We start from the raw sequence: 26,298 nt of genomic DNA, 5'->3' as shown, positions 1-26,298 counted from the left end.
CATTATCCTTGTTATGTTTTAATAATAAAAATTTTTAACAAGGAAAAATTATGATTATAACTCCTGAGAATTTATATAAAAAAAGAAGAGATTTTTTAAAATTTGGAGCAGGTGCTTTAATAAGTTCAAGCGTGCTTGCTTCTAAACTATCTGCTTTAAATTTCACAAGCGATACTAATCCAAACAAACTTGAAATCAGCGATGAAGAACTGGCTACAAATTATGTCAATTTTTATGAATTTTCAACAGATAAAAAAAAGGCTGTATCATTAGCACAAAATTTCAATACTCAAAATTGGAAAATCGATATCAGTGGAGAAATAGAAAAACCTTTAACTTTAAGCATGGAAGATATTTTAAAATTCCCGCTAGAAGAAAGAATTTATCGTTTTCGCTGTGTTGAAACTTGGTCTATGGTGGTACCTTGGGTAGGCTTTGAATTGCGTCGTTTGATTGAAATGGCAAAACCTACAAGCGAGGCAAAATTTGTTAAATTTACCACTCTTTTAGATAAGAGTCAATTTCCCGATCAAGACGCTTTATTTCCAACTATAGACTATCCTTATATAGAAGGACTTCGCATGGATGAAGCTATGCATCCTCTTACCTTGCTTGCAGTAGGAATGTATAAAAAAGCCTTAAAGCCTCAAAATGGCGCTCCAATACGCCTTGTTGTTCCTTGGAAATATGGCTTTAAAAGTATTAAATCTATAGTTAAAATAGAATTTACCAAAGAACAGCCTAAATCCACTTGGGAAAGTTACGCTCCAAGTGAATATGGTTTTTATGCCAATGTCAATCCTAATGTTTCTCATCCTAGATGGTCTCAAGCTAACGAGAGGGCTTTAGGAGACTTCTTTACCAAACCTACTTTAATGTTTAATGGATATGAAAAAGAAGTGGCAAGTTTATATAAAAACATGGACTTGAAAGTGAATTTTTAATGCAGACAAAATACTTTAAATTTCTTGCTTATTTTAGCTTTATCATAAGTTTAATCTATGGCTTTTATCATATCATAAAAGCCTTTGATTTTGTAAAAGAAGCCTATATTTACACCGGAATATTTGCTTTAATCTTTTTAAATTTAAGTCTTTTATTTTCTTTACTTAAATTTAAAAAAACAAAAAATTATCCTAAAATTTTAGGTATTTTTGCAGCTTTTTGGGCGATTTTGCACTTTTTAAATTATTTTATTTTTGATAGAAATGCTCAAATTTTAAGGCTTTTCGATGATATTTCACATCGTTTATTAGAAGCAAGTGGATTTATCGCATTTTTAATCATATTTTTAATGCTTTTAAGTTCTTTTAAAATCTTTAAAAAACTTAGTAAAATCAGAAAACTAGGATATTTATGCTTAGTTTTGGCAAGTTATCATTATTTTTTAACCCCAAAAATTCCTATGTTTTGGGAATGGAGTGCTTTAATTATAGCTTTGTTTTATTTTATAGTTCGCTATACAAAAACATTAAAAAAGTTAAAATCCAACAATCTTACTTTTATCAAAACTTGAATTTAATTCTTTTTGTATGCTTTCTATAAAATCTTGCATTTTAAAAACCCCATCTTTTGATACAGCTACTTTCAAAGCTGTATTCTTCACCACCATTAAAATTTGTGCTCCACTTAATTCATAATTTGATAAAATATTTATATCAAAATCTTTTTCAAATAATGCTTTTTTAGGTAGAAATTTTTCCCAAATTTTAAGTCTATCTCTAAAATCAGGTTTTTTAAATTCTATCTTATAATCAAATCTTCTTGAAAATGCACTATCTAAGCTTTCTAAAAAATTTGTCGTAGCGATAATCACACCACTAAAACGCTCAATTTGCTCTAAGAATATATTTTGCATTTGATTATGCATTTTATCGCTACCACTACTTCCATCTACACGCGTACTTAAAAACTGATCAGCTTCATTGAGAAGTAAAATAGGACTTTGTTTACAAGTTTGCACGATATTTTTATAAGTATCAAAAATTTTTCTTACATTTTGCTCACTCTCTCCAACCCATTTGCTCAAAATTTTAGAACAGTCAAAACTAAGAACAGATTTTTTCATTGATTTAGCCATAGCTAAAGCTGACATAGTTTTTCCAGTACCAGCAGGACCATAAAAAATAATTTTAGCTTCTATATTTTTATTACTCTTTATACCCCAAGAATGAAGTCTTTCTAGGACTTTTTTATCTTGTTGTTTTAAAATATTTTCTAAAAGCTCTTTTGTATTTTCAGGCATAATAATATCATTGATGTCAGTGCTTGGTTCTATAAGCTCGAAAATATCTTGATCTTTTAAAACACTTTCAATTTTGATTTTTTTACTTTGTTTTGGTTCAAAATTTATAATTCTTTGTAAAATTTCATCGATAATAAAAAAACTTTTAGAAATATCTCCAAAAGCATTTAAATATTCATCATACTCGATTAAGTTTAAAAGAGGAGCATTTTCTTGCAATAGTTTTTTATTTTTATGCCTTTCTAAATCATTTTCACTGATTAAAGAAAGTAAAGAATTCATTTCTCTAGAAATCGAACTTTCATTACTTAAGGCGTATTCTTCTTTTAAAAGTGCTAGAAAAATAATTTGTTCTTTATGTTCAAGATTGTATTCTTTAAAAATATCAGCCAATACATTATAAAATTTACTTTTTTTTAGTCTTTCTTTGATATGTTTTTCATAAAGTTTAATTTGATTTTTTATTTCACTATTATAAGCACTTTTTTGTATAAAACTTAATCTTTCGTATAATTGAATACGCGCAAATTCATCTTTTAAATATTCTAAATAATCTGCATAAGCCTCTTGTTTCTCAAAATTTAAACGAGGTTTTGCTTCTAAAAATTCTAAAAAATATTCACTTAGACTAAGCTCACTTTGCAATAAGGCAAGAGTTAATGTTTGAGTTTTATTATTTTCTAAACTTTTAAAAAAACTCGAATTTTGATTTACAAAACCTCTTTCGATAAGTTTTTTTAAATCCTCCAAAGCATCAAGATAAAGATACTTATCATTTCCAAAAATTGTCGATAATAAAGTAAAGGCATTGATAGAAGAAATAGAAACGACATAATTTCTACAAAGTTCTCTAAGAATCAAAGCCTCATTTTTAGCACACTTAAGCTCTTTATAAATTTGAGTATCTTCTATATTTTTCAAACTTAAAAAATTTTTTAATTTTTCCATTATTTTTTAAATTCCTTAAGCTCATCTTCGTTAAATTCTACGCAAATATTTTCATCTAAAAAATGACCTTCAAAAGGTAGATAACAAATTTTTAATTTTCCATTATTAAGCAAAAAATTATTATTAAATTGTAAATTTTTCAGATCTTCAAAACACTCATCACATGTATTTTTAAGCTTCTCATGTAAAAGACTTTGAAATTTTTGATTTTCAGTATTATACAAATCATTTAGTTTTACAAACGCGTGAGCATTAATATCATAAACAAAATTATTCAACTCTAAAATAGCACGGCTCATACCATCTTCATAAAAATAATACCATTCTTCAAAACTAATTTTTCCATCTTGTAAAAAAATAGGCTTTTGGCGAATTTGTTCAAAACTAAATACACCCTTATGAACAGGATAAAATTCTTTAAAATCATCATTAAAACCTATAAAATCAAGACTACGCTTTATACGAATGCCATCTTGCGTTTCAACAAGTTCTAAAGTAGTTGTTCCTAAATTTTCTCCTTGAAAATTTTTATTATCATATGTAAGCATTTTAGAAGAATTGATTTTATATTTTTTACGCTCATCCTGCCAAAAATCATTTGTCTTAACGAGCGGAATCTCTAAATTTCCATTTATATCATCAATAATTAAAAAACTAGAACTTGTTTGATTTTTATCCCTGTCAAAAAGTGGAGTCATAGGTGCATTATCATAAACTATGGCAAAAATTTCTTTATCCTGCAAATGATAAAAATACAATTCACCTTTATAAACTTGCGCTAAAGCTAGATTTACAAAGCAAAATACCAGTAAAAAAAATTTCAAACTCTATCCTTCAATTTTGAATATGCGTTAAGATAATTTTAGTATGTGAAATTTTATCAAAAAAACTTACTTTATTATCACAAACTTGATAAAAAATTTCATAATTTTTTGCTTTTAAATTTTGTTCAAAACCACAATCAGTTTTTTCTAAATTTTTACCCTGCCATAAAGCATTTGCCTTTAAAATATCACTTAAAATATCATCATAATATACATTTTTAAAAAATTTTTGATTAAACACTTGTTTATCATAACACACTGCATTGATACAAATTTTATCTTTGATTTTGAGTTCAAAAAAAGCTTGCCCTAGTTTATAAACTTCTAAATTTAAAGCATTATTTTCTTTTTTTAAAAAAGCTGCGTCATTGATTTTTATCATAGGAGAAGCAATCAAAACCATCAAGCTTTGACTCGAAAAATTTTGATTTTTCACACTACAAGCACAAAGAAAAAAAATAAAACACAGAGCTAAACAATGCTTCAAATTTGACCTTATTTAAGATTTTTAAAACTGATATTTAACTCTAAATCAAGCTCTTTTACAAGCTTCATCACAGCTTGTAAATCATCAATTTGTTTTGCTACAACACGAATTTCTTCACCACGAATCGAAGAATTAACTTTAAGTTTGCTATCTTTGATAGCTTTATTGATTTTTTTGGCATTTTCACTATCAATAGCATCGTTTGCTTTCAAATTTAAACGAAACATTGCTCCACTTTCACGAGAAAGCTCTTTAATAGCATTAGGATTAATTCCTCTTTTGATAAGTTTAGAAATCACTATATCTTTTAAAACATCAAGTTTTCCTTCACTAGAAGAACTGAGTTTAAAAATACTCTCTTTTTCGCTTAAATCAATCTCACACTTAATTCCTTTTAAGTCATAACGACTATCAAGTTCTTTTTTAGCTTGTTCAAAAGCATTTTTTAACTCTTGTTTATCTAAAGCTGCTGAAATATCAAAACTATGTTCACTTGCCATTTTCTATCCATTCTTTTAAATTATTATAAACTATATCCATTAAAGCATTTAAAGCCTCCTTGCTCGCCCACGCAACATGAGGAGTGATAATAAGATTTTCTTTATTTTTAATGCTTAAAAGTGGATGATTTTTCATCATAGGTTCAATTTCTAAAACATCAAGCCCTACACGAATATTTTTTTCATCTATGATTTTAGCTAAATCATTTTCATTGATAATCCCACCTCTTCCTACATTAATCAAAATCGCATTATCTTTTAAAAGCTTTAATTCTTCAAAGGCGAGTAAATTTTTAGTTTTTTCATTTAAAGGTGCGTGGATACTAATAATATCACAAGTTTTCAATAAATCTTTTAATTCCAAATGTATAAAATCTGCGTTTTTATTAGCTCCACTCGTAGAATAATAATAAATTTCGGCTCCAAAAGCCTTTGAAATTTTTGCCACTTCTTTACCTATGGTTCCTAAACCTATAATACCATGTTTTTTACCGCTTAAGGTGTTTAAAATTCTACTATAATCTGTAAAAATAGGACTTTCACACCATTTACCCTCTTTGCTCCATTTGTCATAATAAAGCACTTGATTTAAAAAAGCAAACATAAACGCAAAAGTATGTTGCACCACACTCATAGTAGAATACCCAGCAGCATTTTTTACAATAATACCTTTTTCTTTAGCATACTCAATATCGATATTATTAACCCCTGTAGCAGTTTCTAAAATGAGTTTTAAATTTTTACAAGTATCAATCACATCTTTATCAATTACAACCTTGTTTGTCATGGCGACATTAGCATCTTTTAAACGCTCTATGGTTTGCTCTTTATTTGTTGTAGTATAAATTTGCAAAGAACCAAATTTTTCAAAAACACTTAAATCATAATCCCCTAAAGTTGCCGCATCTAAACAAACAATTTTCATTTCTAATCCTTTATAATATGTCCTACAAATTTAGAATAATTATCAAGTACAAGTCCTCCTTTTCTAAATCCTAAGCCACACCCTTCATAAGCAAAGAAAACACCTGCTTGATAGTATTCATTTTCACATGAATTAAACTCTACATATTCTTGATAAATAGCCTTATTATTCCCGTAAGGACCTATATTTTCATGCAAAGTTTTTCCATCTTTAATTATACTGATATTTGCACCTTCTCTACCAAAAACAGGTTTTTTAACATAGTTTTTACCTTCCAAAGGAGTATCTTTTGTTTCTAAAAGTAAAGGATGATTTGGATAAAGTTCCCATAGAATTTTTAAAATTCCCTTAGATTGAAATAAAAGCGTATAAGCAGGATTTAAAATAATTGCTCTTTGATTACGCATAATTTGAGTTAAAAGCATGGCAAGTTCACCCTCTTCTATGGCTATATCTTCCCAAGGAACAAGCTTAAACCAATACTCATAATTTTCGCCCTCTTTAAAAACACCTTCTTCACTAAATTCCACCTCATCTACAAAGGAAAAATTAGTTTGAAAACCTGCTTCATTGGCTATATGAGAAAGTAATTTTGTAGTGATTTCTTCTTCTTTACTTCCTGCAACACTTGAAAAAAGAATTTTCCATCCTTGATAATGCTCTTCAAACCCTTCAACACTTTCATCAAGAGTAATAAGTCTTTTAAAATTATCCATCAAACTTTCATAAATACTATTAAATTGCGCGCTTTCATCCATTCCATTTTGTTTTAAAAGTGCCCATTGTAAAATCGCACTTTCAAAAAGAGCAGTAGGGGTATCAGCATTAAATTCTATAAGTTTTATAGGCTTGCCATCAAGTCCACCCGCTAAATCAAAACGCCCATATAAATGCCAATGAACCTCATTTTCCCAACTCATCTTAATCGCATCAATAAGATTAAAAGGAATTCCAAGCTCATCAAAACGATCATTATCAATCACTTCTTGCGCTGCAGCAATAAACATATCATAAAGCTCATTTACCGCTTCATAATAAGCATTAGCTTCACTTTCCTTAACACAAACTAACTTATTGCTAATATAATCACTTCCATCTTCATCTGTATGCCAAGAAAAACCTATATTTTCCAAATAATCTTTTTGAAGTTTGTCTACTTGTAGTAATTGCATTATTTATCCTTAAGAGCCAAAAGAAGAACTAGAACTTGTGGCTTTAGAGCCTCCACCAAAAAAACCTGATTTTTTAGCACTTGAAGCAGAGCTTGTTGTGCCTGCTTTATTAAAACTATTAACACTCCTTTGATAAGCACTTTGATTTGAAAAAGCACCGCGTTGTTGATTAGCAAAATTTTGATTATTGAAAAGTTTTGAACCTATCCAACTTCCCAAAATAGCACCTGCAGCACTTGCGAGTAAAGTTTCTCCTAAACTCAATCCCCCACTACTGATTTGCCCATTGTCTTTAGTTAAATTTGAAGTTCCATTGTCAATTTTAGCTGCTTCTTCTTTAATCAAAGCATCCATTTCTTCTTTGGATAAAATTCTTTCTGTACCATTAAGATCTTTTAAAACTACCCTTGTTTCATCACTTGGATATTGATCTTTGATTTTATACTGCCCTGGAGCTGTTTCTTCGATAATTACAAAAGCTCCTTGAGCATTAGCTGCTTGATTTAAAGTATCTGCATTGTCATTATTACTTCCACAACCTGCTAAAGCACCTCCAGCAACAGCTGCTAAACCACCTATCATACCAATTTGAATGATTTTTTTGATTTTTTTCATAGAGTTTATCCTAAAAACAGAAAATTTAAATTAGAAATTTTAACAAAAAATAATAAATACTTTTTAATACCAAATGAAGTTCGTAGATATAAAAAAAGCCCTTTCGGGCTTTTGGGTTAGAGTCTTGACTCGTAGCGTCTAAGCATATAAAGTCTTTTAAGCATTTTTTTGCGTGCTGAAATTTTTTGTTTTTTGCGAATTTCAGTCATAGGCTCGAAAAATCTTCTTGCTCTTACTTCAGTTACAACTAGATTTCTATCTACTTGTTTTTTGAATTTACGATACGCTTCATCAAAAGACTCGTTAGGATGCACCTTGATTCCTGGCACAGTCCTCACCACCTTTCTGTGTAAATTTTTGTTGTGAAATATAATTATAAAACACTTCTTATTAATTCTAACTTAGAAAGCATTTAAAAATTGTTTTAGTTTTTATCGGTTATAATCCTTAATTACAAAGTGCTAAAAATTATAATTAAGGTCTAAAAATGCAAGGACACATTACAAACTATACAAAAAAACGATATTTTGTATATTTAATTGCAAGTATTATCATATTTGCCCTACCTTTCATAAGAATTAATGAGAATCATTTTTTTCTTTTAAGTTTTGATCACTCTAAATTAAACCTATTTTTTATTTCTTTTTCAACACAAGAATTTTATCTCATGCCTTTTGTTCTTATATTTCTTTTTTTATTTATTTTTTTTATTACAACTTTAGGTGGAAGAATTTGGTGTGCTTGGAGTTGTCCACAAACGATTTTTAGAGTTATATATAGAGATATCATACAAACTAAATTTCTTAAAATTCGCAAAAATATCAATAACAAACAAAAAGAATATGAGGGACAATATTTTAAAAAATTTCTTGGAGTAATAATTTTTTATTTTATATCTTTAGTTGCTATTAGTAATTTACTTTGGTACTTTATTCCTCCTGAAGATTTTTTCAATTATATTCAAAATCCTGGCGAGCATCTACTTTTACTTGGAATTTTATTTTGTGCTAGCTTACTTTTTACTTTGGATATTACCTACTTACAAGAAAAATTTTGTGTTTATGTCTGTCCTTATGCAAGAATACAATCTGTAATGTTCGATCATGATACAATGCAAGTGATCTACGATGAAAAACGCGGGGGCTTGATCTATGATGGACACACCAAACTTCATAAAAAACCGCCTGAGGGAGAATGCATAGGTTGTGAAGCCTGTGTTAGCATCTGTCCAACTCATATTGACATACGCAAAGGAATGCAACTTGAATGTATTAATTGTCTTGAATGTGCCGATGCTTGCTCTAAGGTACAAAGTAAATTTAATCGTCCAAGTTTGATCAATTGGACAAGTGCAAAAGCTATTGAAACGCGTTCTAAGGTTCATTATTTAAGATTTAGAACGATAGCATATTTTATAGTTCTTTTAATTGCTTTATTGGCTTTAATCATCATGGGAAGCAAAAAAGAAAGCATGCTTTTAAATATCAATCGTAGTAGTGAATTATATAATATTTCAAATGTTAAAGGTGAATTAGTCATTTCAAATGCTTATACCTTTTTGTTTCAAAATACAGATTCTAAACCTCATGAATATTATTTTACAGCAAATTTAGAAGGAATAAATGATGGAATTGAAATCATAAGACCAAACAAACCTTTTAAATTAAAAGCAGGAGAACAAGTCAAAAAAATAGTTGTTATCAGGGCTACAAAAAATTTAGCAAATAATGATAAAAAAGATGTAATCTTTCCTTTACATATAAAAGCTTACGCAAAGGATAATGAAAAAATTTCGGTTTTTAGAAAAAGTATATTTGTATACCCTAAAAGCACTCTTATAAAGGATAAAAATGAACTCAAATAGAATACCATCACAAAAAGTTTTAGCCAGACAAGAAAAAATCAAAGCAGTGGCCTTAGAGCTTTTTTTAACAAAAGGATACCAAGAAACAAGTTTGAGTGATATTATTAAATTATCTGGAGGATCTTATTCTAATATTTATGATGGTTTTAAAAGTAAAGAAGGGCTATTCTTTGAAATTTTAGATGACATATGTAAAAAACACTTTCATCTTATTTATTCCAAAACACAAGAAATTGAAAATGGCACTTTAAAAGAAATTTTAACTTCTTTTGGTTTAGCTTTTATAGAAATTTTCAATCAACCAGAAGCTGTAGCTTTTGGTAAAATTATCTATTCTCAAGTTTATGACAAAGATAGACATCTTGCCAATTGGATAGAAAACAATCAACAAAATTTTTCCTATAACATACTTATGGATTTTTTCAAGCAACAAAATAATTCTTATATGAAAAAAATGCAGAAAAACTTGCTGTTCTTTTTTGCACTATGTTAAAAGAACCTTATCATCATCTTAATGTTTTAATTAATACTCCTTTAAAAAATAAAAAAGAACAAAAAGAACATGTTGAATTTGTTGTAAACGTTTTTCTAAATGGGATCAATGGATCCAAAGCTTAAAAATAATTTTATTAACCAAAATTAAGATATAATTAGCCAAAAATTTCTGTAATAAATATTACAATTTTTAATTTAATTTTTCAAGGCAAAACCATGAAATTATTTCAAAAAAATACTATTTTAGCTTTAGGTGTTGTGCTTTTACTCGCTGCTTGCAGCAAAGAAGAAGCACCAAAAATACAAATGCCGCCTCAACCTGTAACAACCATGAGTGCTAAATCTGAAGATTTACCACTTAGTTTTACTTACCCTGCTAAACTTGTCAGTGATTATGATGTCATTATAAAACCTCAAGTTAGCGGCGTAATAGTAAATAAACTTTTTAAAGCTGGAGATAAGGTAAAAAAAGGACAAACATTATTTATTATAGAACAAGATAAATTTAAAGCTAGTGTTGATTCAGCTTACGGACAAGCTTTAATGGCTAAGGCAACTTTCGAAAATGCAAGCAAGGATTTTAATCGTTCTAAAGCTCTTTTTAGCAAAAGTGCAATCTCTCAAAAAGAATACGACTCTTCTCTTGCTACATTTAACAATTCAAAAGCTAGTCTAGCAAGTGCTAGAGCACAGCTTGCAAATGCAAGAATTGATCTAGATCATACCGAGATAAAAGCTCCTTTTGATGGTACTATAGGAGATGCTTTAGTTAATATAGGAGATTATGTAAGTGCTTCAACAACTGAACTAGTTAGAGTTACAAATTTAAATCCTATTTACGCAGATTTCTTTATTTCAGATACAGATAAACTAAATTTAGTCCGCAATACTCAAAGTGGAAAATGGGATTTAGACAGCATTCATGCAAATTTAAATCTTAATGGAGAAACCGTTCAAGGCAAACTTTATTTTATTGATTCGGTTATAGATGCTAATAGTGGAACAGTAAAAGCCAAAGCCGTATTTGATAACAATAACTCAACACTTTTACCGGGTGCTTTTGCAACAATTACTTCAGAAGGTTTTATACAAAAAAATGGCTTTAAAGTGCCTCAAATAGCTGTTAAACAAGATCAAAATGATGTTTATGTTCTTCTTGTTAAAAATGGAAAAGTAGAAAAATCTTCTGTACATATAAGCTACCAAAACAATGAATACGCCATTATTGACAAAGGATTGCAAAATGGCGATAAAATCATTTTAGATAACTTTAAAAAAATTCAAGTTGGTAGCGAAGTTAAAGAAATTGGAGTACAATAATGTTTTCTAAATTTTTTATCGAAAGACCTGTTTTTGCTTCAGTTGTTGCAATTATCATTTCTTTAGCTGGAGCTATAGGTCTTACAAATTTACCTATAGAACAATATCCTTCTTTAACTCCTCCTACAGTTAAAGTAAGTGCAACTTACACAGGAGCTGATGCACAAACCATTGCTTCAACAGTTGCAAGTACTATCGAAGATGCAATCAATGGCGCGGATAATATGATTTACATGGATTCAACTTCAAGTTCTTCAGGAACTATGAGTTTGACTGTCTATTTTGATATCGGTACAGATCCTGATCAAGCCACCATAGATGTTAATAATAGAATTTCAGCCGCAACTGCAAAAATGCCAGATGCAGTTAAAAAACTTGGAGTAACAGTTAGAAAAACTTCCTCAACAACACTTGCTGCAATTTCTATGTATTCAAGTGATGGTTCAATGAGTGCAGTAGATGTATATAACTATATCACTTTAAATGTGTTAGATGAGTTAAAAAGGGTTCCAGGAGTTGGAGATGCAAATGCTATAGGAAATCGTAATTATTCTTTAAGAATTTGGCTCAAGCCTGATTTATTAAATAAATTTGGAATCACAGCTACTGATGTAATTTCTGCGGTTAATGACCAAAATGCCCAATACGCAACTGGTAAAATTGGCGAAGAACCTGTAACCCAAAAATCCCCTTATGTTTATTCAATCACTATGCAAGGAAGACTACAAAATCCTAGTGAATTTGAAAACATTATTTTAAGAACGAATGATGATGGATCATTTTTAAGACTTAAAGATATAGCTGATGTAGAAATAGGGTCACAACAATACAGCTCACAAGGACGATTAAATGGCAATGATGCAGTTCCGATTATGATCAATCTTCAATCAGGAGCAAATGCATTGCATACAGCAGAACTTGTTCAAGCTAAAATGCAAGAACTTTCAAAAAATTTCCCAAAAGGTTTAACATATAAAATTCCTTACGATACAACAAAATTTGTGATAGAATCAATCAAAGAAGTTGTTAAAACTTTTGTTGAAGCTCTAATTTTAGTTATCATTGTTATGTATATGTTCTTAAAGAATTTCCGTGCAACACTTATTCCTATGATAGCTGTGCCTGTTTCATTGTTAGGAACTTTTGCTGGACTTTATGTTTTAGGCTTTAGTATTAATTTACTTACGCTTTTTGCCTTAATTTTAGCCATAGGGATTGTTGTAGATGATGCGATTATAGTTGTGGAAAATATCGACAGGATTTTACATGAAAATGAGCAAATAAGCGTAAAAGATGCTGCTATCCAAGCGATGCAAGAAGTTAGCTCTCCGGTTATTTCAATTGTTCTTGTGCTTTGTGCTGTTTTTGTACCAGTTTCTTTTATATCAGGTTTTGTTGGAGAAATTCAAAGACAATTTGCTCTTACCTTAGCTATATCTGTAACCATATCAGGTTTTGTTGCTCTTACCTTAACACCTTCTTTATGTGCACTCTTTTTGCGACGTAATGAAGGAGAGCCATTTAAATTTGTAAAGAAATTTAATGATTTTTTTGATTGGAGTACCTCTGTATTTAGCGCAGGAGTAGCATATATTCTAAAAAGAACCATTCGTTTTGTTTTAATTTTTTGTATTATGCTTGGGGCAATTTTTTATCTCTATAAAGCTGTACCAAGCTCTTTAGTTCCTGAAGAAGATCAAGGTTTGATGATTGGCATTATCAACCTTCCTTCGGCTTCAGCACTCCATAGAACAATCTCAGAAGTTGATCACATAAGCCAAGAAGTTTTAAAAACTAATGGAGTTAAAGATGCAATGGCTATGATAGGATTTGATCTTTTTACAAGTTCACTCAAAGAAAATGCCGCTGCAATGTTTATAGGCTTGAAAGATTGGAAAGATAGAAATGTGAGTGCTGATGAAATCGCCATGGAGCTTAATAAAAAATTTGCTTTTGATCGCAATGCTTCAAGTATATTTATAGGCCTACCTCCTATACCTGGATTAAGTATCACAGGCGGTTTTGAAATGTATGTTCAAAACAAAAGCGGAAAAAGCTATGATGAAATACAAAAAGATGTAAATAAACTTGTTGCTGCGGCCAACCAAAGAAAAGAACTATCAAGAGTAAGAACAACCCTTGATACAACTTTCCCTCAATACAAGCTTATAATTGATAGAGATAAATTAAAACACTACAATCTTAACATGCAAGATGTTTTTAACACGATGAATGCAACTATAGGCACTTATTATGTTAATGATTTTTCTATGCTAGGTAAAAACTTCCAAGTAAATATCCGCGCAAAAGGTGATTTTAGAAATACACAAGATGCATTAAAAAATATTTTTGTAAGATCAAATGATGGAAAAATGATACCACTTGATTCTTTCTTAACTTTACAAAGAAGTTCAGGGCCTGATGATGTAAAACGATTCAACCTTTTCCCAGCGGCACAAGTTCAAGGTCAACCCGCACCAGGTTATACTTCAGGTCAAGCTATAGAAGCGATTGCTCAAGTAGCAAAAGAAACTTTAGGGGATGATTATTCCATAGCTTGGAGTGGATCAGCTTATCAAGAAGTTTCTAGTAAAGGAACAGCAAGTTATGCTTTTGCTTTAGGTATGATATTTGTCTTTTTAATTCTAGCTGCCCAATATGAAAGATGGCTTATACCTTTAGCAGTTGTAACAGCTGTACCTTTTGCGGTATTTGGATCATTTTTATTGGTATATTTAAGAGGATTTAGCAATGACATATATTTTCAAACAGGACTTTTGCTCTTGATTGGACTTTCAGCTAAAAATGCTATCTTAATCGTAGAATTTGCAATGGAAGAGCGCTTTAAAAAAGGCAAAGGAGTTTTTGAAGCAGCTGTTGCAGCAGCAAAACTTCGTTTTCGTCCTATCATAATGACTTCTTTGGCATTTACTTTTGGGGTCTTGCCAATGATTTTCGCAACAGGAGCAGGAAGTGCTTCAAGACACTCTTTAGGAACAGGGCTTATTGGTGGAATGATCGCAGCATCAACTTTAGCGATATTCTTTGTGCCTTTATTTTTCTATCTTTTAGAAAATTTTAATGAATGGCTAGATAAAAAAAGAGGTAAGGTTCATGAATAAAATAATTTCAATTAGTGCTATAGCAAGTTTTACTCTTTTGATTTCAGCTTGCTCTTTAAGTCCAAATTTAAATATTCCCGAAGCAAACTATAGCATTGATAATAAGCTTGGAGCCTTATCTTGGGAAAAAGAAAACAATAGCTCTATCACAAAAAATTGGTGGAAAGATTTTGATGATGAAAATTTAAATAAAGTGGTTGATTTAGCACTTAAAAATAATAATGATTTAAAACTTGCCTTCATACACATGGAACAAGCTGCTGCTCAATTAGGTATAGATTTTAGCAGTTTGTTGCCAAAATTTGATGGTAGCGCAAGCGGTAGTCGTGCAAAAACAGCTATAAATGCTCCAAGCAATCGAACTGGGGAAGTAAGTTACGGTAATGATTTTAAAATGGGGCTTAATTTAAGCTATGAAATCGATCTTTGGGGAAAATATCGCGATACATATCGTGCCTCAAAATCAAGCTTTAAAGCAAGTGAGTATGATTATGAAGCTGCAAGACTTTCTGTTATTTCAAATACGGTTCAAACTTATTTTAATCTTGTAAATGCTTATGAAAATGAAAATGCTCTTAAAGAAGCCTATGAATCTGCAAAAGAAATTTATAGGATTAATGATGAAAAATTTCAAGTTGGTGCTGTAGGTGAATATGAACTTGCTCAAGCAAGAGCCAACTTAGAAAGTATGGCTTTGCAATATAATGAAGCAAAATTAAATAAAGAAAATTACCTTAAAGCTTTAAAAATTTTAACTTCAAATGATTTAAATGACATACTTTACAAAAATCAAAGCTATCAAGTTTTTAATCTTAAAGAATTTGACATTCCAACTGGAATTTCAAGCACCATCTTGCTTCAACGTCCAGATATTGGCTCTTCTTTAGAAAAATTAACTCAGCAAAATTATCTTGTTGGAGTAGCTCGCACGGCTTTCTTACCTAGCCTTTCTTTAACAGGATTATTGGGATTTGAAAGTGGGGATTTAGATACCTTGGTTAAAGGAGGTTCTAAGACTTGGAATATAGGTGGAAACTTTACTCTGCCTATTTTTCATTGGGGTGAAATTTACCAAAATGTAAATTTAGCTAAGCTTAATAAAGATGAAGCTTTTGTAAATTATCAAAATACTTTGATTACTGCTTTTGGAGAAATTCGCTATGCTTTAGTAGCTAGAAAAACTATACGCTTACAATACGATAATGCACAAGCAAGCGAACAATCTTACAAAAGAATCTATGAAATTGCTAAAGAACGCTATGATATAGGAGAAATGTCTTTGCAAGATTATTTAGAAGCACGTCAAAATTGGCTTAATGCTGCCGTTGCTTTTAATAATACTAAATATTCTTATGCCAATTCCATAATAGATGTAATCAAAGCATTTGGTGGAGGATTTGAGCAAAGTGAAGATACGAGTAAAAATATAAAAGAAGAATCAAAAAATTTAGATATGTCTTTTAGAGAATAGTTTGTTCTATTCTCTAAATAAATTAAAAATCTTTGTCTAAATCTGCATCTGTAATTTCATAAGCCTTGTAAATAGCAGGCAATAATTTTCTTATAGCATAATCAAAATGATAAAATTGCTTATATACCTCTTCTGAATTTAAATTTTTAGCATTCTTAAAATCAAATACTTCAGTATTATTGATTTTGGCAATATTTTCATCAAAATAAGAGTAAAACTCTGCTCTTTGTTTAAACAAAGCATTTAAATTTTGAACAATTTTGGCTTTATCCATTTTATATCCTTTTTAAATAATTTAAAAACTTAATCCCATTTTTTATTTAAGAAATAAAAAATTTACTCCTATTTTAGCTAAAAATTGATAAAGTTATGTCTTAAATATTTTAATATATAGGCCACTTATGAATTTATTTCAAAATTTAGCTTTAAAATACTCTCATACTATGATGGAAAAATCCCTCCAAAAAGGTTTCAATGTCGAACTTTTGAAACAACCCAAAGAAAAAATTCCAAAACAAGACAAAAGCTATATGCTTTATGCCCATGTACCTTTTTGCCATACTTTTTGTCCTTATTGTAGCTTTCATAAATATTATTATGATGAAAATTTAGCCAAAGTATATTTTCAAAATCTTAGAGAAGAAATTAAAATCATGAAAGATAAAGGTTTTAATTTTACCTCCATGTATGTGGGTGGTGGTACAACACTGATTAATGAAGAGGAATTATTAAAAACCTTAGAACTTTGTAAAAAGTTATTTAATATAAAAGAAATTTCATGCGAAAGCGATCCAAATCATATTGATCCAAATAAGCTTTCTATGTTTAAAGGTATAATTGATCGTTTAAGTTGCGGGATTCAAAGTTTTGATGATGAAACTTTAAAAAAAGTGGCAAGATATAATAAATTTGGTTCATCTAAAGAACTTCAAGAAAAAATTTCAAAAGCTTTAGGAATTTTACCTATTTTTAGTATAGATCTTATTTTCAATCTTCCAGGACAAAGCGAAAAACAACTTTTAAATGACTTAGAAATTGCTAAGAATTTAGCCCCGCAACAAATCACAACCTATCCTTTAATGAAATCAAATCTTACCAAAGATAATATCGCTAAAAGTCTAGGAGTGAGCATTAAAGATAATGAATTTACTTATTATCAAATCATACGCGAATTTTTTAAAGACTATACCCAAAACAATGGTTGGAGTTTTTCTTTAGAAAAAAACAAGCTTAATGACGAATATGTCAGTTCTCATCATGAATACCTAGGAGTGGGCAGCGGGGCTTTTAGCTTTTTAGATGGGGAGCTTTTAATCAATGCATTTAATCTAAATGATTATGCTAAATTTATACAAGAAAAACAAAATGCTAATATAGCCAAAGCTTGTTTTGATAAAAAAGAAATTATCAAATATGTCTTTTTAACTGAAATTTTTTCAGGGAAAATACAAATTGATAAATTTAATAAAACTCTAAATTGCAATCTCGAAAAAGAACTTTTCGTAGAACTTTTAGGGCTTAAAACAAGTGGTGCCATCATAAAAGATCAAAATGCTTTAATCGCAACTGAATTTGGTCAATATCTTTTTGTAGTTTTAATGAAAGATTTTTACACAGGAATGGATCTTGTGCGTGCAGTATTTAGAGATGATAAGCGTCTTAAAAATAAAGATTATATCGATATCATGAAAGAAAATATTGATCCGCTTAACTCCGCTAGTATGGAATTTAAAGCGGAGGCAAACTAAAAGGGACGAACAACCATCATTAAAGCGATAATAATAAACATTATAGTTGGAAATTCATTATAAATTCTAAAATATTTTCCACTTTTAGTAGAAGTATCATTTGCTAAAGCTTTTAAACAATAATAATTATGTATATGGAAAATAATCAAAAGTGTAACACAGGTAAGTTTAACATGCATAAAACCCGCACCTACCATTAAAACTTCCTTATGAGCATGTAACATTAAACTTCCTGTGATTAAAGTCGCAATCATTGCAGGAGTTTGTATATAAAAATAAAGCTTTCTTTCTTGAATTTTTACAATCTCGACAAAACCTTTATTGTCTTTATGTTCAGCATGATACACAAAAAGACGAGGTAAATAAAAAAGACCCGCCATCCAAGAAACAAATGCCAAATAATGCACCCATTTAATCCAAAAATAATAATCATTAATCCATTCTGTCATCTTTTTTCCTTTTTTTAAATATTTCTTGTATTAAAATCAAAGCCACACTTATATTTATCATGACATCTGCAACATTAAAAATAGCAAAATTAAACCATTTATGCCAAAAAAACATATCCACTACACCTCCATGTATAAAACGATCCAATAAATTTGAAACGCCAGCACCAAGCATCATTCCAAAAGCTATGCTATGAGTTTTTAAAAGTGTTTTTTGCCAAAAAAGATAAATAAAAAGCACGACAATTAAAGCAAGATGTAAATATTTTAAATTATGTTCTAAAAAACTCAACATTGAAAAAGCTACGCCTGTATTTAGAGCATAAGTTAAATCTAAGTATTCACTCTGCCATCTAAGTCCTGCTAAAGTTAAGGATTTTACCCATTGATCAAGGGCAAAAACCAAAACAAAGGCACCCCAAAAATAAAAAATAAATTTAAAAGTTTTAGCCATTTAAAGCTTTCTTAAAAAACTCCACAACATTTTTCATTTCTTTTTCTAAGAGCTTAATATCTTTGGCTTCTAGTAAAAGTCTTATCAAATTTTCTGTTCCAGAATAGCGAAATAAGGTATTGATATTTTTATTTTCTAAATCTTTTTTTAATTCTTTTAAACCTTTAATTTTATCTAAATCTTTTTTTTCTGCAATTTTAAGATTGGTTAAAAGCTGAGGATAAGGTTTGACTTGACCCAAAATAGAGCTTGCAGATTTTTTCTTAGAAAGCATTAAAGCACTAAATTGCAAAGCAGCTATCAAACCATCTCCAGTTTTTGCATAATCACTAAAAATAATATGCCCACTTTGCTCTCCACCAAAATTTCCACCATTGGCTTTTAATTTTTCAAGCACATATTTATCGCCCACATTACAAGTATCAAGTTCTATACCATGTTTATTTAAAAATTCTTTTAAAGCACCATTACTCATTATAGTGGCTACAACACTTGATTGTAATTTACCTTGTTCTTTAAGATAAAGTGCTAAAACCCCTAATAAACTATCTCCATTAGCCACTTCGCCTTTTTCATCTACAACCACCAAACGATCTGCATCACCATCAAAAGCAAAGCCCACATCTGCACGCAAACGCTTTACCTCAGCAGCTAAATTTGCAGGATGTAAAGCTCCACAATTTTCATTGATATTAAGTCCATTAGGTTTATCGCTCATTACTATAACTTCAGCACCTAATTCCTTAAAAACAGTAGGTGCTACCTTATAAGCTGCCCCATGAGCCACATCTAAAACCACACGCAAAGACTTTAAAGTAAGATCTTTTGGAAAAGAATTTTTAATAGAAACAATATACCTTCCTATAACATCATCAATTCTTTTTGCTTGACCAATTTTTTCCATATCCACCTTAGAGGCTTGTATAAGCTTATCATCAAAATAAATTTCTTCTATTTTTTTCTCTATATCTTCACTGAGTTTATTTCCATGAGCATTAAAAAATTTAATACCATTATCATAATAAGGATTGTGAGAAGCTGAAATCATAATCCCTGCATCACAACGCATATCTTCAGTTAAGAATGCAATCGCAGGAGTTGGCATAGGACCAATTTGTATAACATTATATCCTATAGAAGTAAGCCCTGAAACAATAGCATTTTCTATCATATAGCCGCTTCTTCTTGTATCTTTTCCTACTAAGATATTATTAGTAATACTTTTATCTTTAAAATAAATACCCGCAGCCATTGCTAAACGCATAGCCAAAAAACTATCTAAAAATTCACCCGCTTTTCCACGAACTCCATCAGTTCCAAAAAGTTTCATTGCAAACCTTTCTAGCAAAATTTAAAGACAATTATAGCAAAGCTAAGATAAAGAAATTTAAACAAGCTCTAAAAATAGAGCTTGTTTGGAACCTTATAGTTCAGGTTTAGGAGTTTTTTCAGTAGAAATAGGAAGTTGTGGATAAACAATTGCTGGTTTTGTTCCTGTTAAAGATTTTAAGAAAGTTTCAATACTTTTTGCTTCTTTATCAGAAATTTTAATGCCAAGTTGCACACTACCCATTTCCTTAATAGCATCTTTTAAATTCCAAATCGCACCATTATGAAAATATGGAGCAGTTTCAGCAACATTTCTTAAAGTTGGAGTTTTTACCATGCCATTTGCATCACCTTTAAAATCGCCTAAATTTGCAAATTTATATTTACCAGCAACTTCAAACGCTTGCATATTGCCACCTAAATTCACACCATTATGACAAGCTACACAACCTTTATCTATAAAAAGTTTTAAACCTTTTTGCTCTTCTTTTGTTAAAGCTTTTTCATCGCCTTCTAAAAATTTATCAAAACGAGATGGAGTGATTAAAGTTCTTTCAAAATTTGCAATTGCATCAGCAATATTGTCAAAATTTACACCGCTTTTACCATAGATTTTTTTAAACTCACTCACATATTCAGGCAATGATGAAATTTTTTCTACTGCGAGTTTAGCAGGAGTTGCCATTTCAGGATCAGCTTGGATTGGACCTTTAGCTTGATCGGCTAATGTTCCTGCACGACCATCCCAAAATTGAGTATTATTTAAAACCGCATTATAAACTGTTGGTGAATTTAAATGATGAGGATTTGCTGTCCATTTATGACCCACTGCAGCACTGATTCCATCTGTTCCACCAAGTCCTACATTATGACAGGTATTACAAGAAATGATACCACTTTTTGAAAGGCGTGGTTCAAAATAAAGCTTTTTGCCAAGCTCTGCTTTTTCAAGAGTAAATTCACTAGCCTTTACTCCATTTTGTTTTAAAATTTCATCAACGCCTTTTTGATCTTTTGGTAAGGCAACAAGACCTGAATTTTTAGCTTCATCTATAAGACTTGCAGCATTTAAGCTTGAAAAAGCAACTAAGGATGTGATTAGCAATGATTTTACTTTCATTTATAAACTCCTATTAAAGATAAATTAAAATAATAATCATTTAGAACTTAAATAAAAATAAATATTATTAAAAAATATTTACAATTAATTAATACTATTTTTATCCTATAAAAATTATTTTGTTTATTTATTTTCATAAGATATAATTTTTAGTTATAAATCTTAAAATTTTAAGATGATTTGAAAAGGATATTATGGAAAATTTAATAATTTACGCTTTTATATATCTTTTAGGTTCAATCCCTTTTGGACTGATTCTAGCTAAATTTTTTGCTAAAACCGATATCAAAAAAGAAGGTTCAAAAAGTATAGGAGCAACCAATGTTTTAAGAGTAGTAAAAGAAAAAAATCCCAAACTAGCAAAAAAACTTGCCATTGCTACAATAATTTTAGATTTTGCAAAAGCAGCTATTCCTTTACTAATCTTGAAATTTCTTCATTATGATCAAGCTTTGCTTTGGAGTGTAGCAGTTTTGGCTATTTTTGGACACTGTTTTTCAATTTACTTGTTATTTGAAGGAGGGAAAGGCATAGCAACAGGAGCAGGTGCTATGATAGTTTTACTTCCATTGGAAGTGCTTACAGCATTTATTGTGTGGGTAGTTATTGGAAAAATTTTTAAAATATCTTCGCTAGCTTCTTTAGCAGCGTTACTTGCTTTTGTTGTAAGTTCTTTTATATTTAATTATGACTTAGAAATTCATACACATGCACCCGTTTTCATTATCGCTTTTATTATAGTATATAAACATCTGCCTAATATTAAAAGATTGATTTTTAAAGAAGAATGCAAAGTCATATAAAAATAAAATTTCACTTTAAGTGTATCATCGGTATATTAGATTTTGAAAGAAGAAAAAAACAAAAAATTATTATCAAGCTTAAAGCTAAAGCAAATGAATTTTTAAATTATGCAGAGGTAATTACCAAAATTAAAAAATGGTATAAAAAAGAAGAATTTTACACCCTTGAAGAGTCTTTAGACTTTGTAAGCTTAAATTTAAAAAAAGATTTTCCTAATTTAACCAATCTTAATATAAAAATTTTCAAACCCCATATAATAAAAAATGCTACAGTTGGGGTTAAATTGAAAAAAAAATATTAATTTTTTTTTAAAGATATCTAAACATTTACTTAAGCTATGATATAATTCTTTAAATTTTTCTTAATAAGGATAGAACAAATGAGAATTTTAGTTATAGAAGATGAGATTAGCCTAAATAAAACAATTATAGACAATCTTAATGAATTTGGTTATCAAACCGATTCTTCTGAAAATTTTAAAGATGGAGAATACTTTATCGGCATTAGACATTATGATTTAGTTTTAGCAAACTGGACTTTACCTGATGGAGATGGAGCAGAACTTGTCAATACCATTAAACATAAATCTCCAAGAACTTCAGTTATGATTATGTCTTCAAAAACAGACAAAGAAACAGAAATCAAAGCTTTGAAAGCTGGAGCTGATGATTTTGTTAAAAAACCTTTAGATTTTGATATTCTACTCGCAAGAATTGAAGCAAGACTAAGACTTGGCGGAACCAATGTTATTAAAATTGAAGACTTAGTTATTGATCCAGATGAGGAAAAAATTACTTATAAAGGTCAAGATATAGAACTTAAAGGAAAACCTTTTGAAGTTTTAACGCACTTAGCAAGACATTCGGATCAAATTGTATCCAAAGAACAACTTTTAGATGCCATCTGGGAAGAACCTGAGCTAGTAACTCCAAATGTTATTGAAGTAGCTATCAATCAAATTCGTCAAAAAATGGATAAACCGTTAAACATATCTACCATAGAAACAGTTCGTCGTAGAGGATACCGTTTCTGCTTCCCTAAAAAATCTTAACAATTTTGCACCTTCGGTGCAAAAAATTTATCTTTATTTCTATTTTTATATTTTATTTAAGTTTGGTTATTGTATAAACTAAAATTATTTTTTAAATTTTTGAAAGGTTATGATGTCTCTTTTAATTACAAAAGACTGCGTATGTTGTGATGCTTGCAGAGAAGAATGTCCTGATGAAGCTATTTATGAAAATAGTCCAATTTATGTAATAGACCCTGATCTTTGTTCAGAGTGCGTTAATGATTTTTCAGAGCCTGCCTGTATTGTTGCTTGCCCATATGAATGTATCATTCCTGATCCTGATAATGTAGAAACTATAGAAGAATTAAAACTCAAACATAGAGATAGAGAATTTTAATGGCAAAAAAAACAGCCGTTGTTGATCTTGGCTCAAACTCCATTAGAATGGTGATTTTTGAAAAAACTTCTAGATATGGTTTTTATACAACTTGCGAATACAAACGCAAAGTAAGACTTGGAGAAAATGCTTATAATAATGGCAAAATTCTCCAAGAAGAAGCCATGCAAAGAGCCGAAGATGCCTTAGCTTTTTTCAAACAATGCGCTTTAAAGCATAAGTGCAAAAAAATATTTATAGTAGGCACATCAGCCTTAAGAGATGCCCCAAATTCAAAAAATTTCATTAAAAGAATCAAAGATAATCTATCTTTAAATATACGCTGTATAGATGGAAAAAGCGAAAGTTACTTAGGTGGTCTTGCGGCTTTAAATTTATTAAGTCCTTTTAAGGATGGAACCACTTTAGACATAGGTGGTGGTTCTAGTGAATTATGTTTAATAAAAAATAATAGAATTATTTCTTGCATATCTCTTGATATTGGCACTGTTAGGCTAAAAGAATTGTTCTATGATACTGGAAAAATGGATTCTTTAGAAGAATTTATAAAACCAATTTTAGAACAAATTCCTAAAGAATTTTGCAATCAAAACCTTATTGCAATAGGTGGAAGCTTAAGAGCAATATCTAATTCCATCATGCAAAAAAATTCCTATCCACTGAAAAATTTACATGATTTTCGCTATATGCTAGATGAAGAAAAAGGACATATTTTAAAAATTTTTAATTCAAACTTAGACTCTTTAATCAATTTTGGCATAAAAAAGGATCGTTTTGATACCATTAAAGAGGGTATATTTATTTTTTTAAAGATTGCGGAAAAAATAAAAGCCAAACAAGTTATCACGAGTGGGGTTGGAATCAGAGAAGGAGTTTATTTGCAAGATTTGCTTCGTCCTAAAATCACTTTTCCACCAAATTTTAATCCTAGCTTAAAATGTTTACAAGATAAATTTTTACAATCAAAACAAAAAAATAAAACTCCACATTTTGCTCTGCAAATTTTTACAACCCTTAAAAATCTTCATAAACTTAACGATAACTATAAGCATACTTTACTAAATGCTGCCAAATTATGCCATATTGGAGAATATTTAAATTTCTATTTTGCTAATGAACACTCTGCTCATTTTGTACTAGGTGGATTAAATTATGGATTTTCACATAAAGAAAAAGCTTTAATTGCTAGCATTATTAAGCTTAATGGAAAAAAAGTTAACCCTTATAATCTTGAACCCTATAAGCAACTTTTACCCAATATTCATACCATTTCATGGCTTAATTTTATTTTGTGCCTAGCTAAAACTTTAAGCACAAATGAAGATAAGATTGATTTTGCTTTTGCAAACAATACTCTTTATATATATCAAGAAAACAAAATTCTTAATTTACCCAAAGATGAGCTCAAAAAAATTGCAAAACCAGCTACCATAGCATTAGCAATCAATCAAAAAATTTAAGATTTTTTACCTTTTTGACGCTGCTCTATAAGATTTTGAATTCTTTTTTTATTCTCTTCAAAAAAAGAATCAAAATTTTTCTCTGTTTTTTCTGTATGTTTTATTGTTTGTTCCTCTGGAATTTCAACACTTTCTAAAAGCACATTGGAATTACCTATTATCATTGTATAACGTTTATTGGCGTGATCAAAAACAACAAGTTGATTATTTTTATCTAAAAATCTTTGGAAAATCATAGTAAAATCTCTAGAAACATTGTTATTTTTATAAACCATAGTCTTTTTAAACCACCAAAGCACTATTAACAAAATAACTAAAATTAGCATTACTAAGATATAATTTGTATAATCATACCCTTCTAAACTTGTACTTTTTGGTTTAGGCATTAATTCTTGAGAATTATTCACAGTAGTTGTAGGTACAGATTCGATATTTGCTTTTCCTTGCTCTATAGCTCGTATCCTTACTCCAAATTTATCATTGATAGAGCTAAGTTCTAAATTAATATTTTGTTTGTTTTGTAGCATAATATAGGTATTATTATTTTTAGAACTAATACTAATTTTATCTACAAGTTGAGAGTTAAGTTCTTTTAATTCATCTTTAGAATACGTTAAATCACCAAAAGTTAAAAGAGTTAAATTTTTTTCTTTTTTTTGAGAAATCTTGCCATTATAAGCATTATCAAAAGAAAGCATTAAATCTACTCGATCATTTCTATCGTAGATATTAAAACTAATCAGCTCAACACTATATAAAGGTAAAATTAAAAAAAATAATACTAGCAATCTCATTTAAATTTCTTTTTTAAAGTATTGAAGCACAGTCTTAGAATCCAAAATTTCATTAATTCTTATAGCGAGATTTTTTTCATAAACCATAACCTCGCCTTTGCCAAAAATTCTTTTATTGATATAAAGCTCAACGCTTTCTCCAGCAGGCTTTTCAAGATCAATAACCGAACCTACTTCAAGTTTTAAAAGCTCCGCTACACTCATATTTGTAGTTCCAAGCTCGCTTACAAAATCTACTGTAATATCTAAGATATCTTCATAAGATTGTAAAAGCCCATGATGAATGTTAAACTCTATATCATCGCTCATTATTTGCAATATCCTATTCTAAAATAACAATTTTCAAATTTATAAGTTAAAGCTTCATCTAGAACTATTTCAGAAAAATCAACTTTTCCTAAATATTCCGGAATTCCGAGTTTATACTCGTCATCACCCTTGGCATCATTTAACAAATTTTTAGCATAACCTATAATCTGATTGGCACATTCTTTAGTTAAATCGCACCAGTCATCTTCTTTAAATTTTTCATCATTAATTAAAATTTCTGCAATTTTTTTTAAAAATTCTTTTGGAAAAAATAAATAAAAATTACATTCTCCTTCGCTTTTGCCCATGATAGGAATACTCGCTCCATAAAGTTCACCGCTTATATCTTGAGCTGCTTCAATGCGAAGTCTTAAGATATGCTCGCAAAAATGAGTGATGGAATACTCAAGAATCTTTAACATAACTACCACCTT

General features: G+C 29.6%; 28 protein-coding genes and 1 pseudogene. 13 read left to right on the top strand and 16 right to left on the bottom strand.

The window, feature by feature from the left end; genetic code table 11:
- Window positions 1-50: 50 nt before the first annotated feature.
- On the top strand, window positions 51-944 hold the full coding sequence (gene msrP, locus AT682_RS01845) for a protein-methionine-sulfoxide reductase catalytic subunit MsrP (protein WP_004306636.1): 894 nt from the start codon (window positions 51-53) through the stop codon (window positions 942-944).
- Window positions 944-1,516: a protein-methionine-sulfoxide reductase heme-binding subunit MsrQ gene (locus AT682_RS01840; protein WP_002857273.1), complete on the top strand. Its 573-nt coding sequence runs from the start codon at window positions 944-946 to the stop codon at window positions 1,514-1,516. The genes msrP and AT682_RS01840 overlap by 1 nt, the downstream gene beginning before the upstream one ends.
- On the opposite strand, the gene AT682_RS01835 is transcribed toward AT682_RS01840, so the two are convergent.
- The 8 genes from AT682_RS01835 to rpsU all read right to left on the bottom strand — a co-directional run bounded on the left by AT682_RS01835 (window position 1,481) and on the right by rpsU (window position 8,045).
- Window positions 1,481-3,193, bottom strand: coding sequence for an ATP-binding protein (locus tag AT682_RS01835; RefSeq protein WP_004306639.1), 1,713 nt, complete (start codon window positions 3,191-3,193; stop codon window positions 1,481-1,483). The genes AT682_RS01840 and AT682_RS01835 overlap by 36 nt on opposite strands.
- A complete protein-coding gene (locus tag AT682_RS01830; RefSeq protein WP_002920123.1) occupies window positions 3,193-4,017 on the bottom strand; it encodes a hypothetical protein in 825 nt (274 codons plus the stop codon). The genes AT682_RS01835 and AT682_RS01830 overlap by 1 nt, the downstream gene beginning before the upstream one ends.
- Before the next feature lie 10 nt (window positions 4,018-4,027).
- Entirely contained in the window at window positions 4,028-4,504 is a 477-nt protein-coding gene (locus AT682_RS01825; protein WP_002920121.1) for a hypothetical protein, read from the bottom strand.
- Window positions 4,505-4,512: 8 nt separating this feature from the next.
- The gene (locus AT682_RS01820) at window positions 4,513-5,004 is read right to left on the bottom strand and encodes a YajQ family cyclic di-GMP-binding protein (protein ID WP_002854188.1); all 492 of its coding nucleotides are present in this window, start codon (window positions 5,002-5,004) and stop codon (window positions 4,513-4,515) included.
- Window positions 4,994-5,929, bottom strand: coding sequence for a D-2-hydroxyacid dehydrogenase (locus AT682_RS01815; RefSeq protein WP_002920117.1), 936 nt, complete (start codon window positions 5,927-5,929; stop codon window positions 4,994-4,996). Before AT682_RS01815 ends, AT682_RS01820 begins: the two co-directional genes overlap by 11 nt.
- A 2-nt stretch (window positions 5,930-5,931) precedes the next feature.
- Entirely contained in the window at window positions 5,932-7,101 is a 1,170-nt protein-coding gene (locus tag AT682_RS01810; RefSeq protein ID WP_002920112.1) for a glutathionylspermidine synthase family protein, read from the bottom strand.
- Between the two features lie 9 nt (window positions 7,102-7,110).
- Window positions 7,111-7,716, bottom strand: a complete 606-nt coding sequence (locus AT682_RS01805; RefSeq protein ID WP_002854351.1) for a UPF0323 family lipoprotein — start codon at window positions 7,714-7,716, stop codon at window positions 7,111-7,113.
- Between the two features lie 116 nt (window positions 7,717-7,832).
- Window positions 7,833-8,045 carry a 30S ribosomal protein S21 gene (gene rpsU, locus AT682_RS01795; RefSeq protein WP_002780697.1) on the bottom strand — a complete coding sequence of 71 codons (213 nt, stop codon included), beginning with the start codon at window positions 8,043-8,045 and terminating at the stop codon, window positions 7,833-7,835.
- Window positions 8,046-8,203: 158 nt separating this feature from the next.
- On the opposite strand from rpsU, the gene ccoG reads away from it, so the two are divergent.
- From ccoG to cmeC, 5 genes and pseudogenes are all read left to right on the top strand, one after another.
- Window positions 8,204-9,580, top strand: a complete 1,377-nt coding sequence (gene ccoG / locus AT682_RS01790) for a cytochrome c oxidase accessory protein CcoG (RefSeq protein ID WP_004306647.1) — start codon at window positions 8,204-8,206, stop codon at window positions 9,578-9,580.
- A pseudogene (gene cmeR / locus AT682_RS01785) lies at window positions 9,567-10,198 on the top strand (multidrug efflux system transcriptional regulator CmeR). Before ccoG ends, cmeR begins: the two are co-directional and overlap by 14 nt.
- Window positions 10,199-10,291: 93 nt before the next feature.
- Window positions 10,292-11,395, top strand: coding sequence for a multidrug efflux RND transporter periplasmic adaptor subunit CmeA (gene cmeA, locus AT682_RS01780; RefSeq protein WP_002854728.1), 1,104 nt, complete (start codon window positions 10,292-10,294; stop codon window positions 11,393-11,395).
- Window positions 11,395-14,517, top strand: coding sequence for a multidrug efflux RND transporter permease subunit CmeB (cmeB, locus tag AT682_RS01775; RefSeq protein ID WP_004306650.1), 3,123 nt, complete (start codon window positions 11,395-11,397; stop codon window positions 14,515-14,517). The genes cmeA and cmeB overlap by 1 nt, the downstream gene beginning before the upstream one ends.
- Window positions 14,510-15,988 carry a multidrug efflux transporter outer membrane subunit CmeC gene (gene cmeC, locus AT682_RS01770; protein ID WP_002920106.1) on the top strand — a complete coding sequence of 493 codons (1,479 nt, stop codon included), beginning with the start codon at window positions 14,510-14,512 and terminating at the stop codon, window positions 15,986-15,988. The genes cmeB and cmeC overlap by 8 nt, the downstream gene beginning before the upstream one ends.
- A gap of 22 nt (window positions 15,989-16,010) precedes the next feature.
- On the opposite strand, the gene cmeU is transcribed toward cmeC, so the two are convergent.
- Complete coding sequence (cmeU, locus tag AT682_RS01765; RefSeq protein WP_002920105.1) at window positions 16,011-16,262, bottom strand: CmeU family protein; 252 nt, start codon at window positions 16,260-16,262, stop codon at window positions 16,011-16,013.
- 127 nt (window positions 16,263-16,389) lie between these two features.
- Between cmeU and hemN the strand changes: the two genes are divergently transcribed.
- Window positions 16,390-17,736 carry a coproporphyrinogen III oxidase family protein gene (hemN, locus tag AT682_RS01760; protein WP_002920104.1) on the top strand — a complete coding sequence of 449 codons (1,347 nt, stop codon included), beginning with the start codon at window positions 16,390-16,392 and terminating at the stop codon, window positions 17,734-17,736.
- Here hemN and hemJ read toward each other — a convergent pair.
- The 4 genes from hemJ to AT682_RS01740 all read right to left on the bottom strand — a co-directional run bounded on the left by hemJ (window position 17,733) and on the right by AT682_RS01740 (window position 21,088).
- The gene (gene hemJ, locus AT682_RS01755) at window positions 17,733-18,185 is read right to left on the bottom strand and encodes a protoporphyrinogen oxidase HemJ (RefSeq protein ID WP_002894543.1); all 453 of its coding nucleotides are present in this window, start codon (window positions 18,183-18,185) and stop codon (window positions 17,733-17,735) included. The genes hemN and hemJ overlap by 4 nt on opposite strands.
- Window positions 18,169-18,639 carry a signal peptidase II gene (lspA, locus tag AT682_RS01750; protein ID WP_002857354.1) on the bottom strand — a complete coding sequence of 157 codons (471 nt, stop codon included), beginning with the start codon at window positions 18,637-18,639 and terminating at the stop codon, window positions 18,169-18,171. The genes hemJ and lspA overlap by 17 nt, the downstream gene beginning before the upstream one ends.
- On the bottom strand, window positions 18,632-19,969 hold the full coding sequence (glmM, locus tag AT682_RS01745) for a phosphoglucosamine mutase (RefSeq protein ID WP_002920102.1): 1,338 nt from the start codon (window positions 19,967-19,969) through the stop codon (window positions 18,632-18,634). The genes lspA and glmM overlap by 8 nt, the downstream gene beginning before the upstream one ends.
- Window positions 19,970-20,062: 93 nt before the next feature.
- Window positions 20,063-21,088, bottom strand: coding sequence for a cytochrome-c peroxidase (locus tag AT682_RS01740; RefSeq protein WP_002920097.1), 1,026 nt, complete (start codon window positions 21,086-21,088; stop codon window positions 20,063-20,065).
- A gap of 194 nt (window positions 21,089-21,282) precedes the next feature.
- On the opposite strand from AT682_RS01740, the gene plsY reads away from it, so the two are divergent.
- The 5 genes from plsY (at window position 21,283) to AT682_RS01715 (ending at window position 24,761) form a co-directional block, all read left to right on the top strand.
- Window positions 21,283-21,891 carry a glycerol-3-phosphate 1-O-acyltransferase PlsY gene (gene plsY / locus AT682_RS01735; RefSeq protein ID WP_002921511.1) on the top strand — a complete coding sequence of 203 codons (609 nt, stop codon included), beginning with the start codon at window positions 21,283-21,285 and terminating at the stop codon, window positions 21,889-21,891.
- Complete coding sequence (gene folB, locus AT682_RS01730; protein WP_002857609.1) at window positions 21,876-22,193, top strand: dihydroneopterin aldolase; 318 nt, start codon at window positions 21,876-21,878, stop codon at window positions 22,191-22,193. Before plsY ends, folB begins: the two co-directional genes overlap by 16 nt.
- 78 nt (window positions 22,194-22,271) lie before the next feature.
- A complete protein-coding gene (hsrA, locus tag AT682_RS01725) occupies window positions 22,272-22,943 on the top strand; it encodes a homeostatic response regulator transcription factor HsrA (protein WP_002857553.1) in 672 nt (223 codons plus the stop codon).
- Between the two features lie 112 nt (window positions 22,944-23,055).
- Entirely contained in the window at window positions 23,056-23,301 is a 246-nt protein-coding gene (fdxB, locus tag AT682_RS01720) for a YfhL family 4Fe-4S dicluster ferredoxin (protein ID WP_002854647.1), read from the top strand.
- Window positions 23,301-24,761 (top strand): Ppx/GppA phosphatase family protein, encoded by a 1,461-nt coding sequence (locus AT682_RS01715; RefSeq protein WP_002866641.1) that lies wholly within the window; start codon window positions 23,301-23,303, stop codon window positions 24,759-24,761. Before fdxB ends, AT682_RS01715 begins: the two co-directional genes overlap by 1 nt.
- On the opposite strand, the gene AT682_RS01710 is transcribed toward AT682_RS01715, so the two are convergent.
- From AT682_RS01710 to AT682_RS01700, 3 genes are read right to left on the bottom strand one after another with little or no spacing between them, the layout of a single operon-like run.
- Window positions 24,758-25,555 (bottom strand): hypothetical protein, encoded by a 798-nt coding sequence (locus tag AT682_RS01710; protein WP_004306659.1) that lies wholly within the window; start codon window positions 25,553-25,555, stop codon window positions 24,758-24,760. The genes AT682_RS01715 and AT682_RS01710 overlap by 4 nt on opposite strands.
- Complete coding sequence (fliN, locus tag AT682_RS01705; RefSeq protein ID WP_002824739.1) at window positions 25,556-25,864, bottom strand: flagellar motor switch protein FliN; 309 nt, start codon at window positions 25,862-25,864, stop codon at window positions 25,556-25,558. It abuts the gene before it with no gap.
- Window positions 25,864-26,286: a chemotaxis protein CheX gene (locus AT682_RS01700; RefSeq protein WP_002854524.1), complete on the bottom strand. Its 423-nt coding sequence runs from the start codon at window positions 26,284-26,286 to the stop codon at window positions 25,864-25,866. Before AT682_RS01700 ends, fliN begins: the two co-directional genes overlap by 1 nt.
- Between the last annotated feature and the right edge of the window lie 12 nt (window positions 26,287-26,298).

Origin of the sequence: Campylobacter jejuni, from assembly GCF_001457695.1 — a bacterium.
GTDB lineage: Bacteria > Campylobacterota > Campylobacteria > Campylobacterales > Campylobacteraceae > Campylobacter_D > Campylobacter_D jejuni.
The sequence above is the reverse complement of the archived record's forward strand: the minus strand, read 5'-3'. Positions and strand labels throughout refer to the sequence as shown.